The organism is Microbulbifer sp. TYP-18 (genome assembly GCF_040932045.1).
GTDB lineage: Bacteria > Pseudomonadota > Gammaproteobacteria > Pseudomonadales > Cellvibrionaceae > Microbulbifer.
This window is the reverse complement of sequence record NZ_JBFRBC010000021.1, coordinates 1-23,000: the sequence shown is the minus strand read 5'-3', so window position 1 is coordinate 23,000 and position 23,000 is coordinate 1. Positions and strand designations below refer to the sequence as shown.

Here is a 23,000-nt window from a genome sequence, read left to right as displayed (position 1 = left end):
AACTTCGTTAGTGTGAACAGGCCCTAGTCACCCGCAGCTTCAGGAGCCCAGTTCCACCCGCCAGCGGGCAATATCTGTGTAAACCGGTGCATGAATGAAGCAGGAATCAGGGCCGTCAAATTGTCGACGCAGGAAAATAGTTCTTTACCCAGAGAGCCTATACTCATGATCGGGCATTTTGCTGAAAAAGCCTCACTGGTTTTCGCTAATCCAAGTTTGTGGCACATGTCCGAAAATCCTGCAGGACAAAGCAAGCCGCTGCAAGCTGTGCCTCACAGCCCAAACCTTCTCTATTCGGGACTGTAGGTTGCTAACAAAACGAAGTGCGAGCCACTTGCCCTGGGGTGTCCCAAACCGCTGTACCTTGTATGGGTGGGCGGTAAGGGATCGAAAAACAGCATTTGAAAGCTTGATATGCAGTTTGGGTGTTTATGGAGTCAGGGTATGAGTTCCAACCTTCAGACAGTAACTATTTCAACCTATCTATGCTGTCGCCTTAAGGCGCTCGGTGTGGGGCATATATTTGGTATTCCGGGGGACTATGTCCTGCCTTTCTTTGATGAATTGATCGACGGCCCTCATGGTGTGGAACATATCCTGGTGTGCAATGAACTGAATGGCGCCTACGCCGCTGACGGATACGCAAAAGTCACCGGTTTTGGGGCCATGGCGGTTACCTTCGGGGTTGGCAGCTTCAGTACCATAAACGCCGTTGCAGGTGCTTTCGCCGACAGTACGCCACTGATTGTGATCGCGGGTGCGCCGACAGTGCAGGTGCTCACTACTCCAACAGAGCGAAAATTGCACCATGCGATGGACACGAATTTCGACGCATGCGTCGAGGCTTTTCGGCCGATTACAGTAGCGTCGCACCGTCTGATGTCTGTAGCTACAGCTCCACGGGAAATCGATGAAATTTTAAGGATTGCCTATCAGAAGAAGAAACCGGTTTACCTTGAAATTCCCTATGATTTGCAAACCGAGCAGGTGCCGTTGTCGGGCGAACCTGTTGACTTGATACTCAACCAATCGTCAGATAAAAACTTACGTGCGGCTGTTGAGGCGACCAGGGAGATACTTCAAAAAGCGAAAACCCGGGCGATTGTTGCCGGCCATTTGCTTCAGCGGGAAAGTCTGGTGTCCGAGGCCAAGGGCCTGGTGAAATCCTTAAACGCTGCGGTTGCCACCACCTTTGTAGGAAAAATTGCAGACCTTGAAGGGGACTCCAATGCTGCCGGTCTGTATATGGGGGGGATGAGTAATGAGATTACCCGAAAAGCAGTAGAAGGCGCGGATGCCACCATAGCGTTGGGAATGACTCTCAATGAATTTGATACGGGTATTTTTACTGCTCGTCTGGAAGGTGAGAGTTGCATCTGGGCTGACTTCGATAAGGTGACAATAGGTAGTCGCGTATTTGATAAGGTCTATTTGCGGCAATTTGTTCCGGATCTCTTGAGCTGTTGTAAAAATATTTCCGAAGGAAACTTGAATATTGGCAAGGGGCGTAGATTTTATTTTGAACGTGCGGATAAATTTACCTCCACAGAAAAGCCACTGAGGATAGATCGGCTATTTGTTCAATTTGCTAATTACTTTAAATCCGGAGATTTGGTATTTGGTGATACAGGTGGGTATATCAATGCGGCCCAGGCTGAATTCCCATCGGGCGTAGATATTTTTGGTTGTGGAAATTATGGATCGCTCGGCTCGGGATTTGGAATGTTCACTGGAGCCGTCTTTTCCCATCAGGCGGCCAAGCGCAGGCGATACATTATCACCGGGGACGGTGCTTTCCATATGACCGCCCAGGAAGTTTCCACATTGATTAAATATGGAATCGATTGCGTAATTTTTATACTAGATAATCAGGGGTATGGAGCAGAGCGGCAAATCTACCCCGGCAAGGAGCGTTCCTATAATAACACCCCAGTTTGGGCCTATGAGTCACTGGGGCAGGCGATGGGCGGCACTGAGGGCCGGAATACAACCGGGTACATAGCTGCCACCGAAAAGGAGATGGACGCAATTTTTGCACAGCTTACGGAGCCTGTAGGTGTCAATATCGTCAGAATCAAACTGGATCCCTGGGACAGCGCTTCCTATAATGTTAAATTTAGCCAGGCTTTGCGACACTGATATATACTAGCAGGTTGTTAAAAAGCCCTCCCTGGCTTTCCTCAACCCGGGTTTGCGGCGCATGTCCGCAAACCCTCCACGACAAATCAAGCAGTCTTATGCTTGATTTGCGGCCCGAACATCCCTGTTAGGGACAGCTGGCCGCTGAAAACACTTTTTCAACAGCCTGCTAGGTAAACCCAAGCGCCTTGGCATCCGGATTAAAATATTTTTTGCCTTCTTCAGAAGCTTCGGCAAGTTCAACAACATAACCGCCAGGCGTTTCAAATCTACCTTGAAATCCGATTGGTACAGGGGTTTTGTTTTGTAGGATTGTCATTCCATTCTTAGATGCGATATCCAGTGTTAAATTCATGTTCCTAGTCCAATATAGTACTTTAGTCCTCTCTAAATACTCTGGAAAACCATTCAATGACTCTGTTACAACTGCTGATATATTTCCGTAGGGAGAGGTCAGCGCAATTACTTGTAAATTATTGAGTTTTGGCATGTTGAAAGCATATTCAAGCTCGGCGTCAAAGCACTGCAAGTAATTTTTTACAAACCCTTTACCTTCAGAAGGTTTAACAAATACACGTATATATTCCTTGCTGGAGAATGTATCTGACAGTTCTGACATATGCTTCTCTATTTGCTGGATGGATTTTATTGAGCCTAGACACTTTGACTGCAACCTGCAAATAGGGGACGGAAAATAGGGTGTTAAATATTACGGAAAAGCATTAGGACGGAAATAGAACGCGGTTGTGCCAACGTTCAATAACGTTGGCCCGGAAATCAATTAGGTTGTCTGGTTGTAAAAAAGGCGCAGCCAGCTTTGCCCTGATTCATAGCGTCGGCGCAGGGAATCCATCTGTCAAAATACTCGGGGGTGGTCCGGTTTTGTGACACCCTATAATCTACGTCCATGCTTATATCTCGGCACAACGCAATGATTTGTCAAAACCGATTTTTCGGACGATAAGCAAAAACTGCCTCGACACCCAACAATGTAGATATACGCGCCAATTTGTAATGGCATGTAATAGCGCAGAGGGGAAAACTGTGAACGGTTACCCAATTTATCGATCCCACTGGCATAGAATTGGCATTCAGTGGCAGTTGTTTACAGCTGTCACCTGCTGCAGTGATTCACTGGTATGGAGCGTGGTGTGGCGGTATTCATCCAAAGGAGCGATTGCGCTTTCTCCCTTCCCATAATTTCGCTGTTTTGTGAGTTGACTCCGGGCCAGGAATATGCTTGGCGGGAGGTCGACAATGAAAGAAGACATTGGGGTCTGCGCCTCGATCCGATTTGCCCGCGCCAGGAGTCTGAAATTCTGTTTTGTCCGCCGTTACTTTGGGGAAGTGTTGACTTAACCCTCTCCTGTTGTGTGTCTTCCTGGTGCAGTTATGTAATCGCCGATGCGATTATTCGAGTGGGGGAGCCGCAGGTTCAAAAAGCCGGCAGCCTTGCACCCTTGCCAGCCCCTGTTGAGCAGCCGCGCAACACGCCCGTGCGGGCGCTCCATCTTTGCATTTTCACAGTCGTAGCGCTCTGTTCTTGATAGATAAAGAACTGCATATTTCGTGGTTCAGTCCCACGATTGCCAGCAATTTGGATGGAAAATAACTATGTATACCAACAAGACTAGGAGTAGCTCGCACTATCTCAAAGGGTTGCTTTCATACAAGCTGTTTAACCAGCTGTGGGCATTGGTGATAGGGGTTTGCTTTATCATAGGCTGTACCCTGCCCCAAAGAGTGGAATCCCTGGACCAGGTGCAAAGTGGGCAAACGCCCACTGACTGCTCCGAAGACCTACAGCCAGTGGAGAAGATGATCTGTGGCGATATTCAATTGTAGGGACTCAGGGCCAGTCTTCAGGGGATCTACCAACAATTGCAGGCATTGATGAGGTGGCATTTCAAAAAAAGAAAGGCTTGTCGATAAATGCAATGACAAGTTCCGAGACGATTTACCAGGAGCTATGTAACCTTCGGGCAGGGATCGAATCAACCATATTGGAACTCAAGCGTGCCTATGGAGTAAAACGTGTTTTGTGGCGGGGGCTGGAAGGATTTAATGTCTGCGTCTGGTCAGCGATTTTCATTTGCAATGTAGCAAAAATAGTTTGCTTAAATTTAAGATAATTTGAAATGAGAAAAAACTTCTTTTGAAAGAGCGAAATTCACCAGCTTCTGCGGATAGCCCGAATTGTAAAAACATGGAATCGCTAAAAATGGGTGGCGACAGACAGATCTTGTTATAAAATGTGCTGGCTAATGGGAATCATCAACAAGCCAAAATTTTAGCAGAGCCGCCAGAGGCGACTGTCTCCGGACGGGCACTAACCTATTCAGGTTGCGATTACATTTTTTATAGGTCAAACCACAGCTAGATAAGACTTGACAACCTCTCAGATGAAAAGTAAAAACGCAATTCAACGCCCAGCCAGCTATTGAAAACTATAAAATCTTCGTCTACACTTTCTGCGCCTACATATAATCGTTTAATCAATAGGTTTGAAAATAAAAGATGGTCATTCTTAAAAGGCTACAGGTTAGTGGCAGTTGTTAAAGGTAGCCTATGGACCTCGGTTTACATTCATTAGTGGCCATTGCTCGGTTTCACCAGCTACCAGCCGAGCCAGACCAGCTTGCTCATCAGTTTGGTTCACCGGGAAAGGTTTTTACAGAGACAGAAATTTTACTCGCTGCAAAAGCACTCACACTTAAAGCCAAGTGTGTTAAGCCATCGCTGTGCGACTTAAACAATGCCATGTTACCTGCTATCGCAAAGTCAACAACGGGTGACTACTTTATACTGGCCAGGCTCTCGAGTGAAAAACTGGAGGCACAATCTGACGCATCAGAAGAAGATAACAGCGAAAGTCTGCTGATTCACAACCTGAACGAGCCAGCTCCAAGGTCCATCAGTGTGACAAAGTTTTATCAGTTGTGGTCAGGGGAGTTGATCGTACTGACTCGTCGCCAGGGGCTGGGGGAGAGCCTGCAACAGAAATTTGATATTTCATGGTTTATCCCTTCATTGGTTAAATACCGAAAATTATTTGGTGAAGTCTTAATCGCCTCGTTTTTTCTGCAGATATTTGCGCTGGTCACGCCGCTGTTTTTTCAGGTGGTGATGGATAAAGTTTTAGTCCATCGAGGTTTTACCACACTCGATGTGTTGGCAGTGGGCTTTTTTATTATTGTAGTATTCGAAGCTTTTTTAGGCGGCATCCGCAACTATCTCTTTTCTCACACCACTAACCGGGTGGATGTGGAGCTGGGCTCGCGCCTGTTTCATCACTTAATGGCGCTGCCGCTGTCTTATTTTGAATCTCGACAGGTCGGGCAAAATGTCGCTCGTGTGCGAGAGCTGGATACAATCAGAAACTTTATCACTGGCACTGCACTGACACTGGTAATTGACCTTTTATTTGTGTTTATTTTTATCGCAGTAATGTGGTACTACAGCCCAACACTAACCTGGATCGTACTGGGCGCTATTCCTTTCTACATCCTGTTATCGGTATTTATCACTCCCATTTTGCGTTATCGCTTAAACGACAAATTTAAACACGGTGCAGCTAATACGGCGTTTTTGACTGAGTCTATTACAGGGATCGGCGCCGTTAAATCGATGGCCGTTGAGCCGCAAATGCGGCGCAAGCTTGAAGACCATCTGGCCAGTTATGTTCACGCTTCTTTTCGCAGTCAAAACTTAAGCAATGTGGCAGGCCAGATCGCAGGGCTGATTAACAAACTGATGACACTGGGTATTATCTGGTGCGGTGCACACCTGGTGATTGATGGTGAGATAACCGTTGGGCAATTGGTGGCATTTAATATGCTGGCCGGGCGAGTCAGTGGGCCGGTATTAAAGCTGGTACAGCTCTGGCAGGATTTTCAGCAGGCAGGCATTTCTATTGCGCGTTTAGGCGATATTCTTAATACGCCACGCGAGGCAGGCTTTAATCCAAACCGCTCCCGTTTACCGTCATTGCAGGGTGCTGTCACTCTGGATCGTGTGCGCTTTCGCTATCGCAGTGACGGGCCTGTGATTCTTGACGATGTGGATCTGGATATTCAGGCGGGGGAGGTTGTCGGTATTGTCGGGCGCTCAGGTTCCGGCAAAAGCACATTGACCAAACTGATTCAGCGGCTGTATGTACCAGAGTCCGGTCGTATGCTGATCGATGGTGTCGATCTGTCCACAATTAATACGACCTGGCTTAGAAAGCAGATCGGTGTAGTGTTGCAGGAGAACTTTCTATTTAACCGGACCATTCGAGAAAATATTGCACTGTCTGATCCATCCATACCCATGGAGCGTGTTGTTGCTGCAGCAAAAATGTCCGGTGCGCATGAGTTTATTGTCGATCTGCCAGAGGGCTACGATAATATGGTGGGTGAGCACGGCAGCAATCTGTCTGGTGGGCAGCGCCAGCGTCTGGCGATTGCCCGGGCATTGATTAATAACCCGCGTATTTTAATATTTGATGAAGCCACCAGTGCCCTTGATTACGAATCCGAGCGCCTGATCCAGGATAATATGGCCACCATTTGCAAGGGCCGTACGGTGTTTATTATTGCGCACCGGCTCAGTACTGTGCGCCAGTGTGATCGTATTATTGTGATGGATAAAGGTCGAGTGGTTGAACAGGGTGATCACAACACCCTGTTAGAGAGTCAGGGGTACTACGCCAAACTCCACGGGTATCAAAACCATGGGCCTTCTCATCAAACGGTTCAAACACAAAGCAACAAAATAGAACGGCCCTTGCATGAGATTGAACGCAAGCATGCTGTGCGCAAGGATGAAAACGCATGAGGGCCTTCACCGTTCTACTGGATGCCTGGCGCCATCGGGACAAACTGGGTAACTCAGAAAAAGCACGGGAGCTGGCCGCGTTTCTGCCGGCGGCGCTGGAAATTCAAGAAGCACCTCCCAACCCTCTGGCTAAATGGGTTTCGCGCAGTCTGATGGCGCTGTTCTCGGGAGCATTAGTCTGGGCGTGTTTTGGTGAGGTTAATATTGTGGCTTCCGCTGAGGGTAAAATTATTCCTGGCTCACGGGTTAAGGAAATTCAGCCCCTGGAGAAGGCGGTGGTAAAGCGTATTTTAGTCAGTGATGGTGAAATGGTACGTAAGGGTCAGGCTTTAATTGAACTCGACAGCACATCAACCGTGGCGGATGAAAAACGTATTGCCGGTGAAATAGACAGTGCCAGGTTCAGGTTGGCAGTCGGTGATGCCTTCTTAAAACTGTTGGATATGCTACCCGAGGAGCAGAAAAAAATTGCGGTAAACTCAGTAACACTCTCCAATATCCCTGAGGCAACAGAGCAGACCATTCTGTTACACAAACGGTTGCTGTGGCAGCAGTGGTTGCAGTTTGATGCTCAAATCCAGGCCCTAAAAAGCTCACTGGTCAAAACACAAGCGCAGACTGACGGTACACGTGAGGTGATCAACAAACTGGAGCAGACTCTGCCCATTATTAAAAAACGCACAGCCACCATGAAAGTGCTGCACAGTAAAAACTTTGCCTCAGAAACTGATTATTTGCAGTTAGAGCAGGAGCGAATTCAGCAAACCCAGGATCTTGCCACAGAGAGGCAGCGTTTAAACCAGTTACTGGCCACACAAGATGAAGTACAACAACAAATCAATGCGTTGGCGGCACAGACCTACGCCCAGCAGTTAGCAGAAATGGCCGAGAACCAGCGGCAGATCGCCGCATTGCGAGAAGAGCTGGCCAAGGCTTCTGACCTAAACTCGCGGCAGATTTTATATTCCCCGGTTTCAGGCCAGGTACAGGATCTGGCTATCAATACGGTGGGTGGGGTTGTCACCGAAGCTCAAAAGCTGATGCTGATTGTACCGGATGAAGAGCACCTTGAAGTAAAAGTGTTTCTGGAAAACAAAGACATTGGTTTTGTACAGGAAAATATGCAGGCCGAAATCAAAGTACACACATTCCCGTTTACCAAATACGGCGTAGTCAATGCCGAGGTAATTACTGTGTCGGATGATGCCACAGTGGATGAGCAACAGGGGCTGGTATATGGCATGCAACTGTTAATGAAAAAAAACTCCATTCGGGTCAATGACAAACTTGTTAAATTAATTCCGGGTATGGCAGTGACCGCCGAGGTACAAATAGGAAAGCGGCGCATTATCGAATTTTTTATGGCGCCTTTGCTGCGATACCAACAAGAAAGTATTCGCGAACGATAACCTGATAGTAAGAGCGTAAAGTATGGGTAACAAAACCGATGTGGAGTCGGTATTACAGGTACTGGATTACACAAAATCCAATAAAAAGTGGTTTGATGAGAAAGAGTTGTTCGCGGGTTATCACACTGTGTCAATTCAGGGCCAGACAGTTAAAGGCCAGCGTGATCCAAAAAAGCGCCTGGCCAAGGTCGACTATGATTTTAATGGCAAGCGCGTACTGGATGTAGGCTGTTCCAACGGCGGTCTGTTACACGCATTGGCAGAGCAGGTGGCTTTTGCTGTGGGGGTGGATTTTAACGCCAAGTGTATTAATGCCGCTAACGCGCTGAAAGCGATAAATCAACGTGATAACACCCATTTTTATACGTTTGATCTAGATAAGGAAGACTTGTCCATGCTGCGCCACTTTGTTTTTGGTGAGCCCGTTGATATCTGCTTCTTCTTTAATATCTCGATCTGGGTAAAACGCTGGAAGGAGGCTTTCAGGTTATGCTCAGAGATGACCACAACACTATTATTTGAAGCACATGGTAATGAAAAGCAACAGGCAGAGCAGTTGCGCTTTGTAAAATCCATCTATCAGGATGTACAGCTGTTGTCCGAGCAGTCAGATGATGACCCGACCTATGCAAAACGCAAAATGTACCGCTGTGAAACGCCATTAACGAGGCAGGTTGTTACTAGTGTGAGCGGGGAAGAAAATTTCCTCAAAGTGTATAGTGAACAGACGGTGAAAGATGCGTATCAGGCCGTGTTCCCCGATCAGCCCATTGAGTCCATTGAGTTTTATCCCAACACGCATGAAAGTGTTGTGGCTGATATCAATGGCGACTATATAGTCAAATTTCCCAGACCTCATCGAGGGCTGGATGGTGTGAATACTGAGCAGTCTGTTACAGACTTTATGCGTGATAAACTGTCTCTGCCGATTCCCGCGTTAAGTGTTTACACTAAACCCGTGGTGATGGCTCGTTACCAGAAGCTGGCAGGAAATACCTTTAACAAAAATCGCTACGCAGCACTTTCGGAGCTGGATAAAACGTCAATCGCAAAACAGCTGGCAGAATTGATTGCCACTTTTCATGCGGTTGATACGGCGGACGCTCAACGTCACAACATCACACTGTCACCCTCCTGGGATTTATCCGTACCACAGATAGAAGAGCAGTTGGGGCAGGTTGATGACCCAGTCATTAAACAGCTGCTGCCTGAGGTAGTAAAAAATCAAAAAGCATTGCAGGTGCCGGAGAGTAATCAGGTGTTGGGGCACTTTGATCTTCACGGCGGCAATTTACTGGTAAACAGCAGCCATAAGCAACTGACCGCGGTTATCGATTTTGGCAACTGTAAAGTAGGTGATTTGCATCAGGATCTATCAGTAATGAATCTGAGCTCGCCAGATCTCGCCGAGCGAATTGCAACATGCTATGAAGCTATTGCTAAAAGAAAACTGAACCGCTTATTGATTCAGCATTACACCACTATTTTTTATATAAACCTGCTGGCCGGGTTAAAACGTAAAAAGGCCGATAAACAATATGCCTACTGGTCCGGCGAGCTTAATCGCTGGTACGACTACTTGCTGCAGGATCGAGCCCGAGCGCGTTTAAATAAACGCCCGCCAGCCACATCGATGCCAGCCGGCTGGCGCAAATGGCTGGCGTCCAACATAATGAAAGGCGCTTCGGTAGAAGGGTTAAAAAAAGTTCTGAATCAGCAGGGATTTTCACCACTGGATATTGCCACTGAAATTCAGCTGATCACTGAACACCCGTATGTTGAGGCCGGTACTGAAATATTTCAAACGCTGAACAAACGCAACTGGCTGTTAAAAACCTGTGACAAACTGGCTGCTCTGGATACGCGATATTACACAGCAATTGAAAAGCGTACTACCCCGGACTTTCAGTGTTTTATCAATGAATATTACAGTAAGCACCTGCCGGCTGTATTCACTGATGGTGTTAATCACTGGCCTGCATTGAAAAAATGGACTCCTGAGTATTTGCTTGAGCACTATGGCGATCAGTCCATAGAAGTTCAGTTTGGTCGCGATACCGATCCGCTGTTTGAACGCAATTCCAGCAAACATAAAAAACGTATGCTGATGCGTGAGTTTGTCGATCTCATTCGGCGTGAAGGTGAAACGAATAACTTCTATATGACAGCCAACAATACCAAGAACAGCTTCACCAGCCTTGAGCCGCTGTTTGAAGATGTTGCCGACTTTGGTGAACGCTATCGTCAGAAAGAGAGTATTCAATCGGCTAATCTGTTCTGGTTTGGCCCCAAGGGCACCTTTACGCCAATACACCATGACTTAACCAACAATATGCTGGTTCAGCTCTATGGCAGGAAAAAGGTCACGCTGATTCCAGCGTTCCAGGTGCCATGGATGTATAACGACAAAGGTGTATTCAGTGCGGCTGATTACCCGAACTATGATGCCGAGCGCCACCCCTCTCTTGAAAAGGTAACACCGGTAGAAGTGATCTTACAGCCCGGTGAATCGCTGTTTATCCCCATTGGCTGGTGGCACTGTGTTGAAGCGCTGGATGTGACAATCGGAATCAGTTTCACCAATTTTAATGCACCGAATAATTTTGCAGCTGAGTTTCCCAAGCCATAATGATTTGATACAACAATAACAACTGATAAGCGTTTATGAATCGGCATTTATCTTCATGCTTCCCCCGACTTTGTTGTCTGGTAATAATATCTATTCTGTTGGCTACCTGGAGCAATCATGGTGGTGCGCAGATATTTCAGTGTAAAGGACGAGACGGACGACCCCTTTTCACTGACAGCCCTGCTGATTGTCAGGACAGTAATGCGAGTAAAGTTGTTCGTAAACAATCCAGTATTCAAAAATCAAAAAGCAGTAGAAAACCGGATTTTCGATACCCCAAAAGACAGTATCAAAAAGTAGATAGTGTGTGGAATATATTCATAGAACAGGAACTGTCTGATAACGATCCAGCAATGGCCGGTAATGCAAAAGCGAAGCTCGAAAAAAATCTGAATAAGATTTTCTCTGTATTACCAGAACAGGCCGCTTCTAAGCTCAGGGCTTTGAATATTTACCTGTTGTGGGGAGAGCAGTCTACGAATGGAGGCAGATCCAGCGGTATGTCCTATTTTCGCGAGGGGGAGCCGCAGCGTTACGATTATCTTGATCCGCTCTGGAATAATGTCATTGTGATTTATAGCGCCAAAAACCTGATGTATCTCGATAAGCTGTGGGCTCAAAAAGCGTTGATGCATGAGTTAGCACATGCCTGGCATATTAACAATTGGCCAGAAAAGTACAAACCTATTTACAGCGCGTATCAACAGGCAAAACAACAGGGTTTGTATCGCAATATTAAAAATAACAGGGCAGGGGTAGTGCCGGATGCCTACGCCCTCAAAAATGCACTTGAGTATTTTGCTGAGTTGTCAGCGATGCATTTTGTGGGTGGCAATTATTTCCCGTTCAATGCAAAAGGTTTGAGGGAATATGATCCGACGGGTGCGAATGTGATTGCATCGCTGTGGTTTTAATCACTCAATGCTATCCGTAAGCAGGTGATTTATACACAAGAACGATGTAACACGATTAACGGCAATTTTATGTGGTTTTGAACAGGCTTGAATGGGATGAAAACAATTATTAAAAAATTATGCTGGTATACCACTTACCTGTTTTGTGTATGTTGGGTCTTCACGGCACAAGCTCAATTTCTGTCGGTGGAGCATGTTGCATACAATGCGGGTAAGGTGAAAGCGATATCACCCAATGGGAATTATTTTTTGTCAAAAGGGTCGCAGCAATATGGTCTTTATACCCTGAAGGAGGGGAGGCTTTCTCGCATTGCTGGTCTGTGCTGTTTTCGTGGTAAACGCTCTGATGCACAGTTTGTCGACGTGGGTTCCTCCACACAAAAAATTCTGACATTTGAGCAGGAGGGGGAGCAGCCGCTGACTTTAAAATTGTGGAGTATTAAAGGTCAAACAATAGAATCTATAGCTCTGGACATCAAAAATCCCGATTATTCATTTTCTATAGAATCTTCTGGCCGTTATGCGTTTGTTCTCGATAACAGCCGGGTTACGGTAGTTAATTTGGACAAATTATCGATAGCCAGGCAGGTATCGATAAAAGGCGAGGGCAATCCAAAGGCTGTTTGGGGCAATGCATCACTTAACTACTTGGCCATCGTGTACAAAGACAATCAGGTTAAATTCTACGATTTAAATACAAAATCTATGCTGGCTGGTTTGACGGTTGATAGTCATACATCGGTAAACTCAGCTGTTTTTGTCGGTAGAAACCAACAACACATTTTATTGCCCTTTAACGACCGGTCAATCGTTCAATTTGATATTCAGAAAAACCAACGGGTGAGGGAGTTTTCATCTCAGGAACGAGCAAGTATCAAGCGATTATATATTGATAAAAATGGTGAAAATTTATTTTCTGTCAGTAGCAAAGGTGTATCCGTCTTCGATATCAATCAAGGTAAAAATATCGCCTATATCCATGTCTCGGATGTGTTAAAAGAAGGCGCGAAACGTGACGAAGCAAGAGCATGGTTTAATCATTTCCAGTTTAGTGATGCCACTAATTCGGTCTATGTACTGGATAACTTCAACAGTATTAATCAGGTGATCTTTCAAAAAGAAGGGACTCCTCCCGTGGGGCGCCAACAAAGCGTACTGGCGAATTAGTGTTTTGGTCTGATTTGACTGGCACCCGAAATCCGAGTCTTGCAGTTATTTATTTAAAGTTTGAATTAAGAGTCAAGTCAATCAGTAGTTGTTACTGATAGAGCTTATTTATTGTGTAAAAAAGTGAGAAAAATAATGACGGTCTTGGATACCCAGGCTGGTAGAGACAGTGTGCGCGACTTTATCGTGAATAACGAAGGGCGTGAAAACCATATCTACCTGGATACAGCGAATGTGCCAACTACAGGCATCGGTTATGCGTTATTGATTGATAATAATGGTACGTGGGAAGTTAGATCTACTATCGAGGCGGATTTTCAGGCCGCCGGTATTCTGGGGCCTGGTGCAACGCTGGCAGCTGCTGACAGAAATCTTCTGCAACAGGCCGCGAATAATTTAAATGCCGGTAACGGTGCCAATAACGGTAATATTATTGGCAACAATACAAACTGGGGATTTGGTAATACCATAACAGATGCGCAAGCCAATACGTTGTTTGATAATCAGATTGGCAGTTATCAGACCGCGACAATCAATCGTCTGGCAACGGGGGCGGGTATTACAGCCGCAGCTGCTACCACGCTGTACAACGGTTTGAGTCACGACACCCAGACCACATTATTGGATTTATCATTTAACAATCCAAGCCTGATTGGGCGTGGGTTATCTACGGCGTTAAATAACGGCAATACGATGGATGCGTGGATGGAAATTCGTTTTCGCTCCAACCGCCGGGATGCAAACGGCCATCGCTCGGACGGAATCGATAATCGAAGAGAACGAGATGCAGAGCGGTTTGATCTGACCGGAGTCACCCGTCAACAGGTTGCCAATTATGTTGCTGCCAACCAGACAGAAATTCAAAATTATTTAAATGATTTAAGATCTTCAAACGGTAATGTTCCCGCTGATGTACCGACCTATGCTGAAATATTAGCGCAGGCGCTGGATAACTGGGATGACGATAATCCAACCAATCCGCCTACACCCACTCCCGCGCCGACTCCGGCACCAACTCCTACACCGACGCCAGCGCCTACACCGACGCCAGCGCCTACACCGGCTCCAACGCCAGCGCCTACACCGGCCCCAACGCCAGCGCCTACACCGGCCCCAACGCCAGCGCCTACACCGGCCCCAACGCCAGCGCCCACACCGGCTCCAACACCAGCGCCTACACCGGCTCCAACGCCAGCGCCTACACCGGCTCCAACGCCAGCGCCCACACCGGCTCCAACACCAACGCCAAGATGGGATGTGGATGAGCCAGTTATTGTTGCGATCGAGAATGGCATTGAATACTGGTACAACCCTGAAACCGGTGAGATAAGACCTTGGCATCCCGAGGACAACAACGGTGGCGATCACCCATGGGATGATCCAAATAGTATTTCACTGCCACCTATAGAGCCGACTCCGACTCCGACGCCGACGCCGACTCCGACTCCGACTCCGACGCCGACTCCGACGCCGACTCCGACTCCGACTCCGACTCCGACTCCGACTCCGACTCCGACGCCGACGCCGACGCCGACGCCGACGCCGACTCCGACACCGACGCCGACTCCGACTCCGACGCCAACGCCGACGCCAACGCCGACTCCGACGCCAACTCCGACGCCGACGCCGACTCCGACTCCGACTCCGACGCCAACACCACCGCCACCGCCGCCACCAACTCCGCCAGTGCCGCGCAGAGACCCGCTCGCCCTGGACTTAAATGGTGATGGCACAGTAGAAACACTGTCAAAAGAAGAAGGTGTCCATTTTGATCTGGATAATAGTGGCTTCGCCGAACAAACGAGCTGGGTAGCGCCTTCTGACGGTTTCCTCGTTCTGGATCGAAATCAAAACGATATTATCGATGGCGGCGCTGAACTGTTTGGTACAGAAACCTTATTAGCCAATGGTGAGTACGCTGAAAACGGTTTTGAAGCACTGGCTGAATTTGATGTCAATGACGATGGAATCATTTCTGAAGAAGACAGCATTTTTGGAGACTTGCGCATATGGCAAGATACTAACAGCAATGGCGTCGCAGAAACTGAAGAGCTGCAATCGCTAACCGATGCAGGTATTGCTTCAATTAATTTGGATTACGAGTCCAATCAGTTTACCGATGACAACAACGTTCAGCATCGTGAGAATGGCATTTTCACCTATGCGGATGGATCAACCGGCATCACCAATACACTGTGGTTTGATTCCGATCACCGCGACTCAATTCCTGTAGATATTCATAACGGTTCAGGCATTGATGTGTCAGAAGAGATTGCCGCACTTCCTGATGCGGTGGGTTTTGGTAATGCCTATTCACTGCATCAGGCGATGTCACTGGATGAAACCGGGCAATTGCAGTCACTGGTAGAAAGCTTTGTCAGCGAAACAGTCCCCCAGGCTCGCAAAGATCTGGTCAGCCAGATACTGATCGTATGGGCCGGTCAACAAGACACAGATTCAGCCAGCCGCGGTTATGCCATTAACGGTCAGGAGCTGGGTATTCTGGAAACCTTCTGGGGGCAAACCGCATTGCAGGAAAACCCCACCGGACAATACGCACAAATGCTGGCTGGTATTTATCAGGGGCTTGAAGCATCGATTTACACGCAGTTGATGGCCGACAGTCATGCCGACAGTTTATTTAATCTATTGTCCTTCACTCAGGAGGGGGATAACTGGGTAGGCGACTTCACACAAGTCAGTGAACATTTTGCTACACAATTTGCTAACGACGTCGAAAATGCAGGTGCTCAGCTAACTGACTTTATTGATGTTGTTAAAGGCATCAACCCATACAGTGACGCGATGTACCGGGACTTTGTTGAAGCATTGGAAGCAGAAGCGGCATTGCTGGATGCCGACTCACAACGCGCTATGCTGGAAGTAGTGCGTGCCGGTGACGATCATATTATTGGTACTGAACTGGGTGATTCCATTCGCGCTTTCACAGGTAATGATATTATCGAAGCACTGGGAGGCAATGACTTTGTTCAAGGGGGTGCCGGTAACGACAAACTCTATGGCGGAGACGGCAATGACTTCCTGCTTGGTGGTGATGATAATGATGACCTGCGTGGCCAGCAGGGGGATGACATACTCAGTGGTGACGACGGTAATGATCGTCTCTATGGTGACGCCGGTAACGATAACCTGTTTGGTGGTGATGGCCAGGATTACCTCTACGGTGGTGATGGTGATGACATCTTGCGTGGTGGGCAGGGCAACAATGATTACCTCTCTGGTGATAAAGGTAATGACACCTATATGTTCAGAGCGGGCGATGGGAATACCACCATCAACAACTACGATACCGATGAAGGGCATCTGGATAAACTCCAGTTCCTGGGTACGGTAAATCCATCGGATATCAGCGCTAAACGTTCGGGTAATCATTTGCGTTTAACGCTGCTGGCTTCGGGCGAAGTGATCACCATCAATAATTATTTTTCGGGTGATGCGGCATCCGGTTATGCGCTTAACCTGATTGAGTTTTCGGATGGCACGAGCTGGAGCATTGATGAGGTTAAACAGCTTGTTCAGCAGGGCAGCGCGCAGAACGATACGCTCTACGGTTATGCGGTAGACGATAATCTCGATGGCCTGGCCGGTAACGATACGCTGTATGGTGCCGGTGGCAACGACACCTTGTCCGGTGGTGAAGGTAATGACCGCATAGAAGGTGGCAGTGATGCCGATACCTTAATCGGTGGTGCGGGCAATGATAACCTCATTGGTGGCACTGGCAGTGATATTTACCGCTACAGTCTGGGTGATGGCAGCGATAGCATTAGCAACTACGATAAATCCGAAGGTCGCTATGATGTATTGCGCCTTGATAACACTGTCAATGTCAGTGAAACCAAAGCCACGCGTTATAACGATAACTTAATTCTCACCATGGCTGATGGTGAAAAGATCACAGTTAAAAATTACTTTAACAGTGATGGTGAAGGTGGTTACGCATTAGATGCTATTGAATTTGCAGATGGCACCGTGTGGGATCTGGCGACGATTAAAGAGCTGGTATTGCAGCCCAGTGAAAATACCGATTACCTCTACGGTTATGCCAACGACAATACCATCGACGGTCTGTCCGGCAACGATTATATCTATGGTAAAGCCGGAAATGACACATTGCTGGGTAATGATGGCAACGATCACCTGGATGGAGACGAAGGTGATGATGAGTTGGAAGGTGGAGCCGGTAATGACAACCTGTACGGTGACACGGGAGCAGATCAGCTCGACGGTGGCCTGGGTAATGATTATCTGCATGGCGGTACAGGCAATGATGTTTATCTGTACAGCCTGGGTGATGGCAATGACCGTATTCACAACTACGATGTATCAGCTGATCGCTACGATGTTTTACGCTTTGATAATTCCATTGCAGCCGATGATGTAAAAGCTACGCGCAGTGGCGCCGATCTGGTACTGAGCTTTAATAATGGTGAGTCAATCACTGTGCAGTACTATTTTAACAACGATGGCACTGGTGGTTACGCGCTTAATACCATTGATTTTAGTGATGGCACACAATGGGATTTGGCCACCATTAAAGACAAAGTACAGCAAAGCTCTGATGGTGATGACAACCTGTATGGCTATGCCGATGCGGATACCCTGTCCGGTGAAGGTGGTAACGACTATATAGCGGGTGCAGCTGGTGACGATACACTACTGGGGGGTGAAGGTAATGATACAGTCAGAGGTGAAAGCGGCAACGATCACGTTCAGGGTGATGCCGGTAACGACACGCTCTATGGTGGCACTGGCGATGATGTTCTGCTCGGTGGTGAAGGTGATGACACTCTCTACGGTAATGACGGTAAAGACCAGCTCAGTGGAGGCACCGGTAACGATATCCTCCAGGGTGGTGCTGGCGATGATGATTACTTTTTTGCTCAGGGTGATGGCCACGATCGTATTAATGACCAGCAAGGCCAGGTGACTATTTATGTTACCAATCTCAATCTGGATGATATTGTATTTCGTCGTGATGGCAGTAGTCTGGTTGTCAGTTTTGAAGGCAATGCAGCAGACTCGATCACACTGGAATCATTTTATTCATCGGCAGGGGGGGCAGCACAATCGGGCATTTATCTGAGTCCCGCTGGCCAGACCGCAACGTTTATCAGCCCGGCGGAACTCGATGCACTGGTATTGCAGGCTACTGACAGTGACGATCAGATAGCCGGTAGTGATGAAGGGGATGTGATCAACGGACAGTTGGGTAACGATGTGCTCGATGGTAAATCCGGTGATGATACGTTATCCGGCGGTGCAGGCAGCGATACGCTGGATGGCAGTGACGGCAATGATTCACTGACGGGAGGCACAGGCAACGATACACTCGATGGTGGTACGGGTAATGACAGCTACCATTTTGCCGCTGGTGATGGTAGCGACACGATCAACAACTCGGGCAGCAGTACCGATGTTGATGTGATTCATTTTGCCAGTGATGTACTTCCAGCTCAGGTCATGGTAAGCCGGGTAGACAATCATCTGTACCTGAACTATGCCACCAATGATCAGATCATTGTCTCCAACTTTTTCTCCAGCGAAGGTACAACTAACAGTGCCATTGACCTGGTGACATTTTCGGATGGCACACAATGGAGCCGTGAAGAGCTGTTGGATATGGCATTGATCGGTAACAGCGATAACAATCTTCTGACGGGCTATAGCACTGATGATATTCTCGATGGGCGAGAGGGGCAGGACACCCTGATTGCAGGCGATGGAAACGATCAGTTAAGCGGAGGTGCAGGTAATGATGTGCTTGATGGCGGCCAAGGGAACGATCAGCTTAATGCTGGCACCGGAGATGATCAGTTATCCGGTGGTAGCGGTGATGATGTCTACCTGTTTGCCAGTGGTGATGGTCGAGATACCCTAAGCGATACCCATGGCGTTGATCGTATTGAGTTCAGCAATATCGCATCAACACAAGCGGTGCTGCGTCGCGATGGTTCAAATTTGGTGATCAGCTTTTTATCCGGTGATGATCAGATCACTATTCAAAATCAATTCAGTGGTGATCAGGCAAACGCTATCACTTCAAGCATTGAGAGCATTGCTTTCTCCGATGGTGTGCAGTGGAGTTTTGCCGATATTCTGGTTCAGGCGGTTAAAGGCACTGATGGAGCAGATACCATCCATGCCTTTAACCATGACGATACTATCAATACCGGTTTAGGCAATGACACTGTCTACGCACAAGACGGCAGTGATATTGTCAGCACTGGCGATGGAAGTGATTACATCGAAGGTGGCCGTGGTGACGATACCATTTACGGTGGTGACGATAACGATGTTCTTCACGGTGGTGATGATAATGACATGCTGTACGGTGAAGCTGGTGATGACACTCTGCACGGTGGCAGTGGTACAAATACCCTCGATGGTGGTATTGGCAATGACACGTTGTATGGTGGTTATCAGTCCGATCAACTGATCGGTGGCGCTGGCAATGATCAGCTGGAAGACTACGGGGGTGATAACATACTCCATGGTAATGACGGTGATGACACACTCAACGGTGCCGGGCAGCTGTTTGGTGATGCCGGAGACGATACGATCAGTGGCAGTGGGCTGTTAAGTGGCGGCGCTGATAACGATACGATTACCTCAGACTCTGCGTCGACAATAGTCGGTGGCACTGGCAATGATATTTTATACGGTTCATTCAGTGATGAGACTTATGAGTTTGCACTGGGTGATGGTCAGGACCTGATTATCGAAACCCGTGAGAATGAAGTCTACAGCAATGTTAATCCTTCCAGCGACACGATCAGGTTTGCCTCAGACATCGCGTTGAGTGACCTGAGCTTTGAGCGCCACGGTAATGACTTGCTGATCGTTCACAGTAATGGAACCGATAGAATCACCGTTCAAAACTGGTACAAAGAGCCGACTGAACATTTCAAAATTAATGCATTTGAGTTTAGTGATGGCACCACACTGACAGACACGGAAGTCGAAGCCATGGTGGTGACTTACGGCACCAGTGGTGATGACACCTTAACCGGTTACCGTGACAAAGATGATGAAATTCACGCCGGTAGCGGCGCGGATGAAGTGTGGGGCCGCGAGGGCAACGACACGATTTATGGTAATGACGGTAACGATTACCTCGATGGCGATGAAGGCAACGACACGCTATTTGGTGGTGAAGGTGATGATAACCTGGTAGGGCGCATCGGTGCCGATCAGCTGACCGGTGGCGTTGGTAACGATACGCTGCAGGGAATGGAAGGCAGCGACACCTTAGTGGGTGGCGTCGGTGAAGACAAATTATTTGGCGGCGCTGATAATGACCATCTGCAGGGTGGTGACGACAACGATTACCTGGATGCGGGAGCCGGTAACGATATTGTTGATGGTGGTGCCGGTGATGATCAGATAGCTGGTGGTGAAGGCGACGATACCTACCTGGCCGGTACCGGTAATGATGTGATTGTCATTTCTGATAAGGGTGGCCACGACACCGTTGATGTCAGCGCTGGTGGTATTGATGGTATCTATTTTGATGGCACGTTGACCATTGATCGTTTGAGCTTTGCACAAGACGGTAATGATTTGGTGATCTCGGTAGATGATGGCAATTCGCAAACCATCAGGGTGACCGACCACTTCCTGGGGGCTGAAGCCTCCATTGACTGGATACAGCCGGTTAACGGTAGCCAGATAGGCACTGCACAAATCAATCAACTGGCGGCCGGTGGCAGCAGCGGTGATTACGATGCCGAGTTTGTAGGTACAGCAGCCGGTGAACAATTGCTTGGTACCGCTGGCACCGATCTGATCAAAGGGCTTGGCGGCAATGACACGCTGTTTGGTTTTGGCGGTAATGACCGGCTTGAAGGCGGAGAGGGTGATGACCGACTGCAGGGCGGCAATGGCGGCAACACAGGTTCAGGTGACGACATACTGATCGGTGGTGAGGGTAATGATATTCTCTCCGGCGAAGATGGTAATGACACGCTCGACGGTGGAAATGGCAACGACCATTTTTATTATTTCGCCAACTCAGGTCAGGACACCGTGATCGACGACGGCGACGGGCAGGATATCCTGTTCTTCAACGACGTCAGCCCGGATCGACTGAGTTACCATCAGCAGGGCAATGATCTTATCGTGCTGGTGGATGGCGACCTTACTCAGCAGGTGCTGGTGCAGGATCATTTTCTGGGCGGTAACAATGAAATTATGGTTCAGCCCAATGGTGGGTTCACACTAACGCCTGCGGATATTGGCGTGTTGCTGACTGCATTGCCCACTGATACTGGTGGCGGTGATACCGGCGGTGGTGACACTGGCGGTGGCGATGGTGGCTCAGGTGGTACTGATATCAGTGGCGATGACACTATCACAGGTACTGCCAATAATGATGTGATCATCACGGGTGCAGGAAACGACATCCTGACAGGTGCTTCTGGCGACGATGTTATGATTGGCGGTGCCGGCAATGATACGTATATCATTGGTGCCACAAGTGGCCAGGACACCATCATCGATATCGATGGCCAGAATATCATTCGCTTCGTTGACGGCATCAGCTTTAATGATGTAGCCAGCGGTTTATCCAAATCCGGTAATGACTTGATCCTCAATATTGGTAGCAGTGGCGACAGTGTACGAATCGACAGCTTCTTTAGCGTTGCCAATACACTGGAAAAACTGGAGTTTGAAACCGGCGGTGAAATATCCGCAGCGCAACTCTATGGTGCTTTTGGACTATCTGCACCCACAGCCACTGAAACCAACGGCGAGTCTCTGTTCGGTGATAACAGTGACAACAGCTTGTCCGGTACCGCCAACAATGATGCGTTAGTTGCCGGTAGTGGCAATGACACTCTGAATGGATTGGAAGGGAATGATCAACTGATTGGTGGTGCTGGTAATGATATTTACCTGATCGGCAGCAACAGTGGCAGGGATACCATTGTTGATACGGATGGGCAAAATATCATTCGCTTTATCGATGGTATCAGCTTCAACGACGTTGCCAGTGGTTTATCCAAATCCGGCGATGACCTGATTCTGAATATCGCAAACTCCGGCAACAGTGTAAGAGTGGATAACTTCTTTACACTCACCAACACCGTTGAAAAGCTGGAATTTGAAACCGGTGGTGAAATCTCAGCGGCACAGCTTTACGGAGCATTTGGCCTGTCGGCGCCGACTGCAAGTGTAATAACAGAAGATGCCCTCAGCACTGCAGCAACGCCAGCGGCGATCAGCAATCAGCTGGATCAACTGGTCTCTGCTATGGCCGCCTTTAAAACGCAGGATGGCAGTGGAGATATTATCTCGCAAGAGGAGGACAGTCAGCCTAAATCTACACTGGTTGAATCCCCACATATCGAATAGCAGTTAACCTGAGCTTTAAAAAGGGGGCTGTGATTTTTTCTGATTCACAGTCCCCTTTTTTTGTTTTTCACAATGGGGTACTGGAGATTTTCCGTCGTTAAAAAACATAATTCCCTGTAGACCTTGTTAGCTGTGGCTTTTAGATGGGTATTAACTTTTCAATCAAACAAAGATAGATGCGGTTTCAAGTAATAACTGCAATTTCGTTACGCGGCGAGTAAATCTGCTCGCTGCCCCATCAATAGTCCGTTTGGCGATCGAGAACCCCTCGTCTTTCTCGGACGGTCGTTGAGTCGATTCATCACCGCTTGCACCTCTTCATCAGTGACTTCATTGAAGTCGGTGCCTTTAGGAAAATACTGTCGGATTAGGCCGTTGGTATTTTCGTTGATCCCACGCTCCCAGGAAGCATACGGATGAGCGAAGTAGACATCAGCGCCAAGCCCATCGCCAATTTTTTCGTGCTCCGAAAACTCCAAACCGTTATCAAAGGTAATGGTTTTGACCTTCGATTTCAGGGCCTTCATGCCCACAACAGCTGCCTCT

11 protein-coding genes are annotated in these 23,000 nt (G+C 48.0%); 9 read left to right on the top strand and 2 right to left on the bottom strand.

The annotated features are described in order from the left end of the window. Positions 1-444 precede the first annotated feature (444 nt). The gene (locus tag ABVT36_RS15110) at positions 445-2,139 is read left to right on the top strand and encodes a thiamine pyrophosphate-binding protein (protein WP_368457283.1); all 1,695 of its coding nucleotides are present in this window, start codon (positions 445-447) and stop codon (positions 2,137-2,139) included. A 169-nt stretch (positions 2,140-2,308) separates the two neighbouring features. On the opposite strand, the gene ABVT36_RS15105 is transcribed toward ABVT36_RS15110, so the two are convergent. Beyond that, on the bottom strand, positions 2,309-2,758 hold the full coding sequence (locus ABVT36_RS15105) for a hypothetical protein (protein WP_368457282.1): 450 nt from the start codon (positions 2,756-2,758) through the stop codon (positions 2,309-2,311). Between the two features lie 995 nt (positions 2,759-3,753). On the opposite strand from ABVT36_RS15105, the gene ABVT36_RS15100 reads away from it, so the two are divergent. From ABVT36_RS15100 to ABVT36_RS15065, 8 genes are all read left to right on the top strand, one after another. Further along, positions 3,754-3,984, top strand: coding sequence for a hypothetical protein (locus ABVT36_RS15100; RefSeq protein WP_368457281.1), 231 nt, complete (start codon positions 3,754-3,756; stop codon positions 3,982-3,984). A 53-nt stretch (positions 3,985-4,037) separates the two neighbouring features. Next, positions 4,038-4,271: a transposase gene (locus ABVT36_RS15095; RefSeq protein ID WP_368457279.1), complete on the top strand. Its 234-nt coding sequence runs from the start codon at positions 4,038-4,040 to the stop codon at positions 4,269-4,271. 436 nt (positions 4,272-4,707) lie between these two features. Next, entirely contained in the window at positions 4,708-6,957 is a 2,250-nt protein-coding gene (locus tag ABVT36_RS15090) for a type I secretion system permease/ATPase (RefSeq protein WP_368457278.1), read from the top strand. Continuing rightward, complete coding sequence (locus ABVT36_RS15085; RefSeq protein ID WP_368457277.1) at positions 6,954-8,366, top strand: HlyD family type I secretion periplasmic adaptor subunit; 1,413 nt, start codon at positions 6,954-6,956, stop codon at positions 8,364-8,366. The genes ABVT36_RS15090 and ABVT36_RS15085 overlap by 4 nt, the downstream gene beginning before the upstream one ends. A 22-nt stretch (positions 8,367-8,388) precedes the next feature. Continuing rightward, positions 8,389-10,995 carry a cupin-like domain-containing protein gene (locus tag ABVT36_RS15080; protein ID WP_368457276.1) on the top strand — a complete coding sequence of 869 codons (2,607 nt, stop codon included), beginning with the start codon at positions 8,389-8,391 and terminating at the stop codon, positions 10,993-10,995. A 305-nt stretch (positions 10,996-11,300) separates the two neighbouring features. Next, positions 11,301-11,909, top strand: coding sequence for a hypothetical protein (locus tag ABVT36_RS15075; RefSeq protein ID WP_368457275.1), 609 nt, complete (start codon positions 11,301-11,303; stop codon positions 11,907-11,909). Positions 11,910-12,005: 96 nt separating this feature from the next. Further along, positions 12,006-13,076, top strand: a complete 1,071-nt coding sequence (locus ABVT36_RS15070) for a hypothetical protein (protein ID WP_368457274.1) — start codon at positions 12,006-12,008, stop codon at positions 13,074-13,076. Between the two features lie 171 nt (positions 13,077-13,247). Beyond that, complete coding sequence (locus ABVT36_RS15065; RefSeq protein ID WP_368457273.1) at positions 13,248-22,454, top strand: calcium-binding protein; 9,207 nt, start codon at positions 13,248-13,250, stop codon at positions 22,452-22,454. Between the two features lie 206 nt (positions 22,455-22,660). On the opposite strand, the gene ABVT36_RS15060 is transcribed toward ABVT36_RS15065, so the two are convergent. After that, positions 22,661-23,000: IS30 family transposase (locus ABVT36_RS15060; protein WP_368457272.1), on the bottom strand; the 340-nt coding region annotated here is incomplete at its 5' end.

Coding starts and splice junctions, on each gene's coding strand:
- ABVT36_RS15110 (WP_368457283.1), top strand. CDS start 445: ATGAGTTCCAACCTTCAGACAGTAACTATTTCAACCTATCTATGCTGT.
- ABVT36_RS15105 (WP_368457282.1), bottom strand. CDS start 2,758: ATGTCAGAACTGTCAGATACATTCTCCAGCAAGGAATATATACGTGTA.
- ABVT36_RS15100 (WP_368457281.1), top strand. CDS start 3,754: ATGTATACCAACAAGACTAGGAGTAGCTCGCACTATCTCAAAGGGTTG.
- ABVT36_RS15090 (WP_368457278.1), top strand. CDS start 4,708: ATGGACCTCGGTTTACATTCATTAGTGGCCATTGCTCGGTTTCACCAG.
- ABVT36_RS15085 (WP_368457277.1), top strand. CDS start 6,954: ATGAGGGCCTTCACCGTTCTACTGGATGCCTGGCGCCATCGGGACAAA.
- ABVT36_RS15080 (WP_368457276.1), top strand. CDS start 8,389: ATGGGTAACAAAACCGATGTGGAGTCGGTATTACAGGTACTGGATTAC.
- ABVT36_RS15070 (WP_368457274.1), top strand. CDS start 12,006: ATGAAAACAATTATTAAAAAATTATGCTGGTATACCACTTACCTGTTT.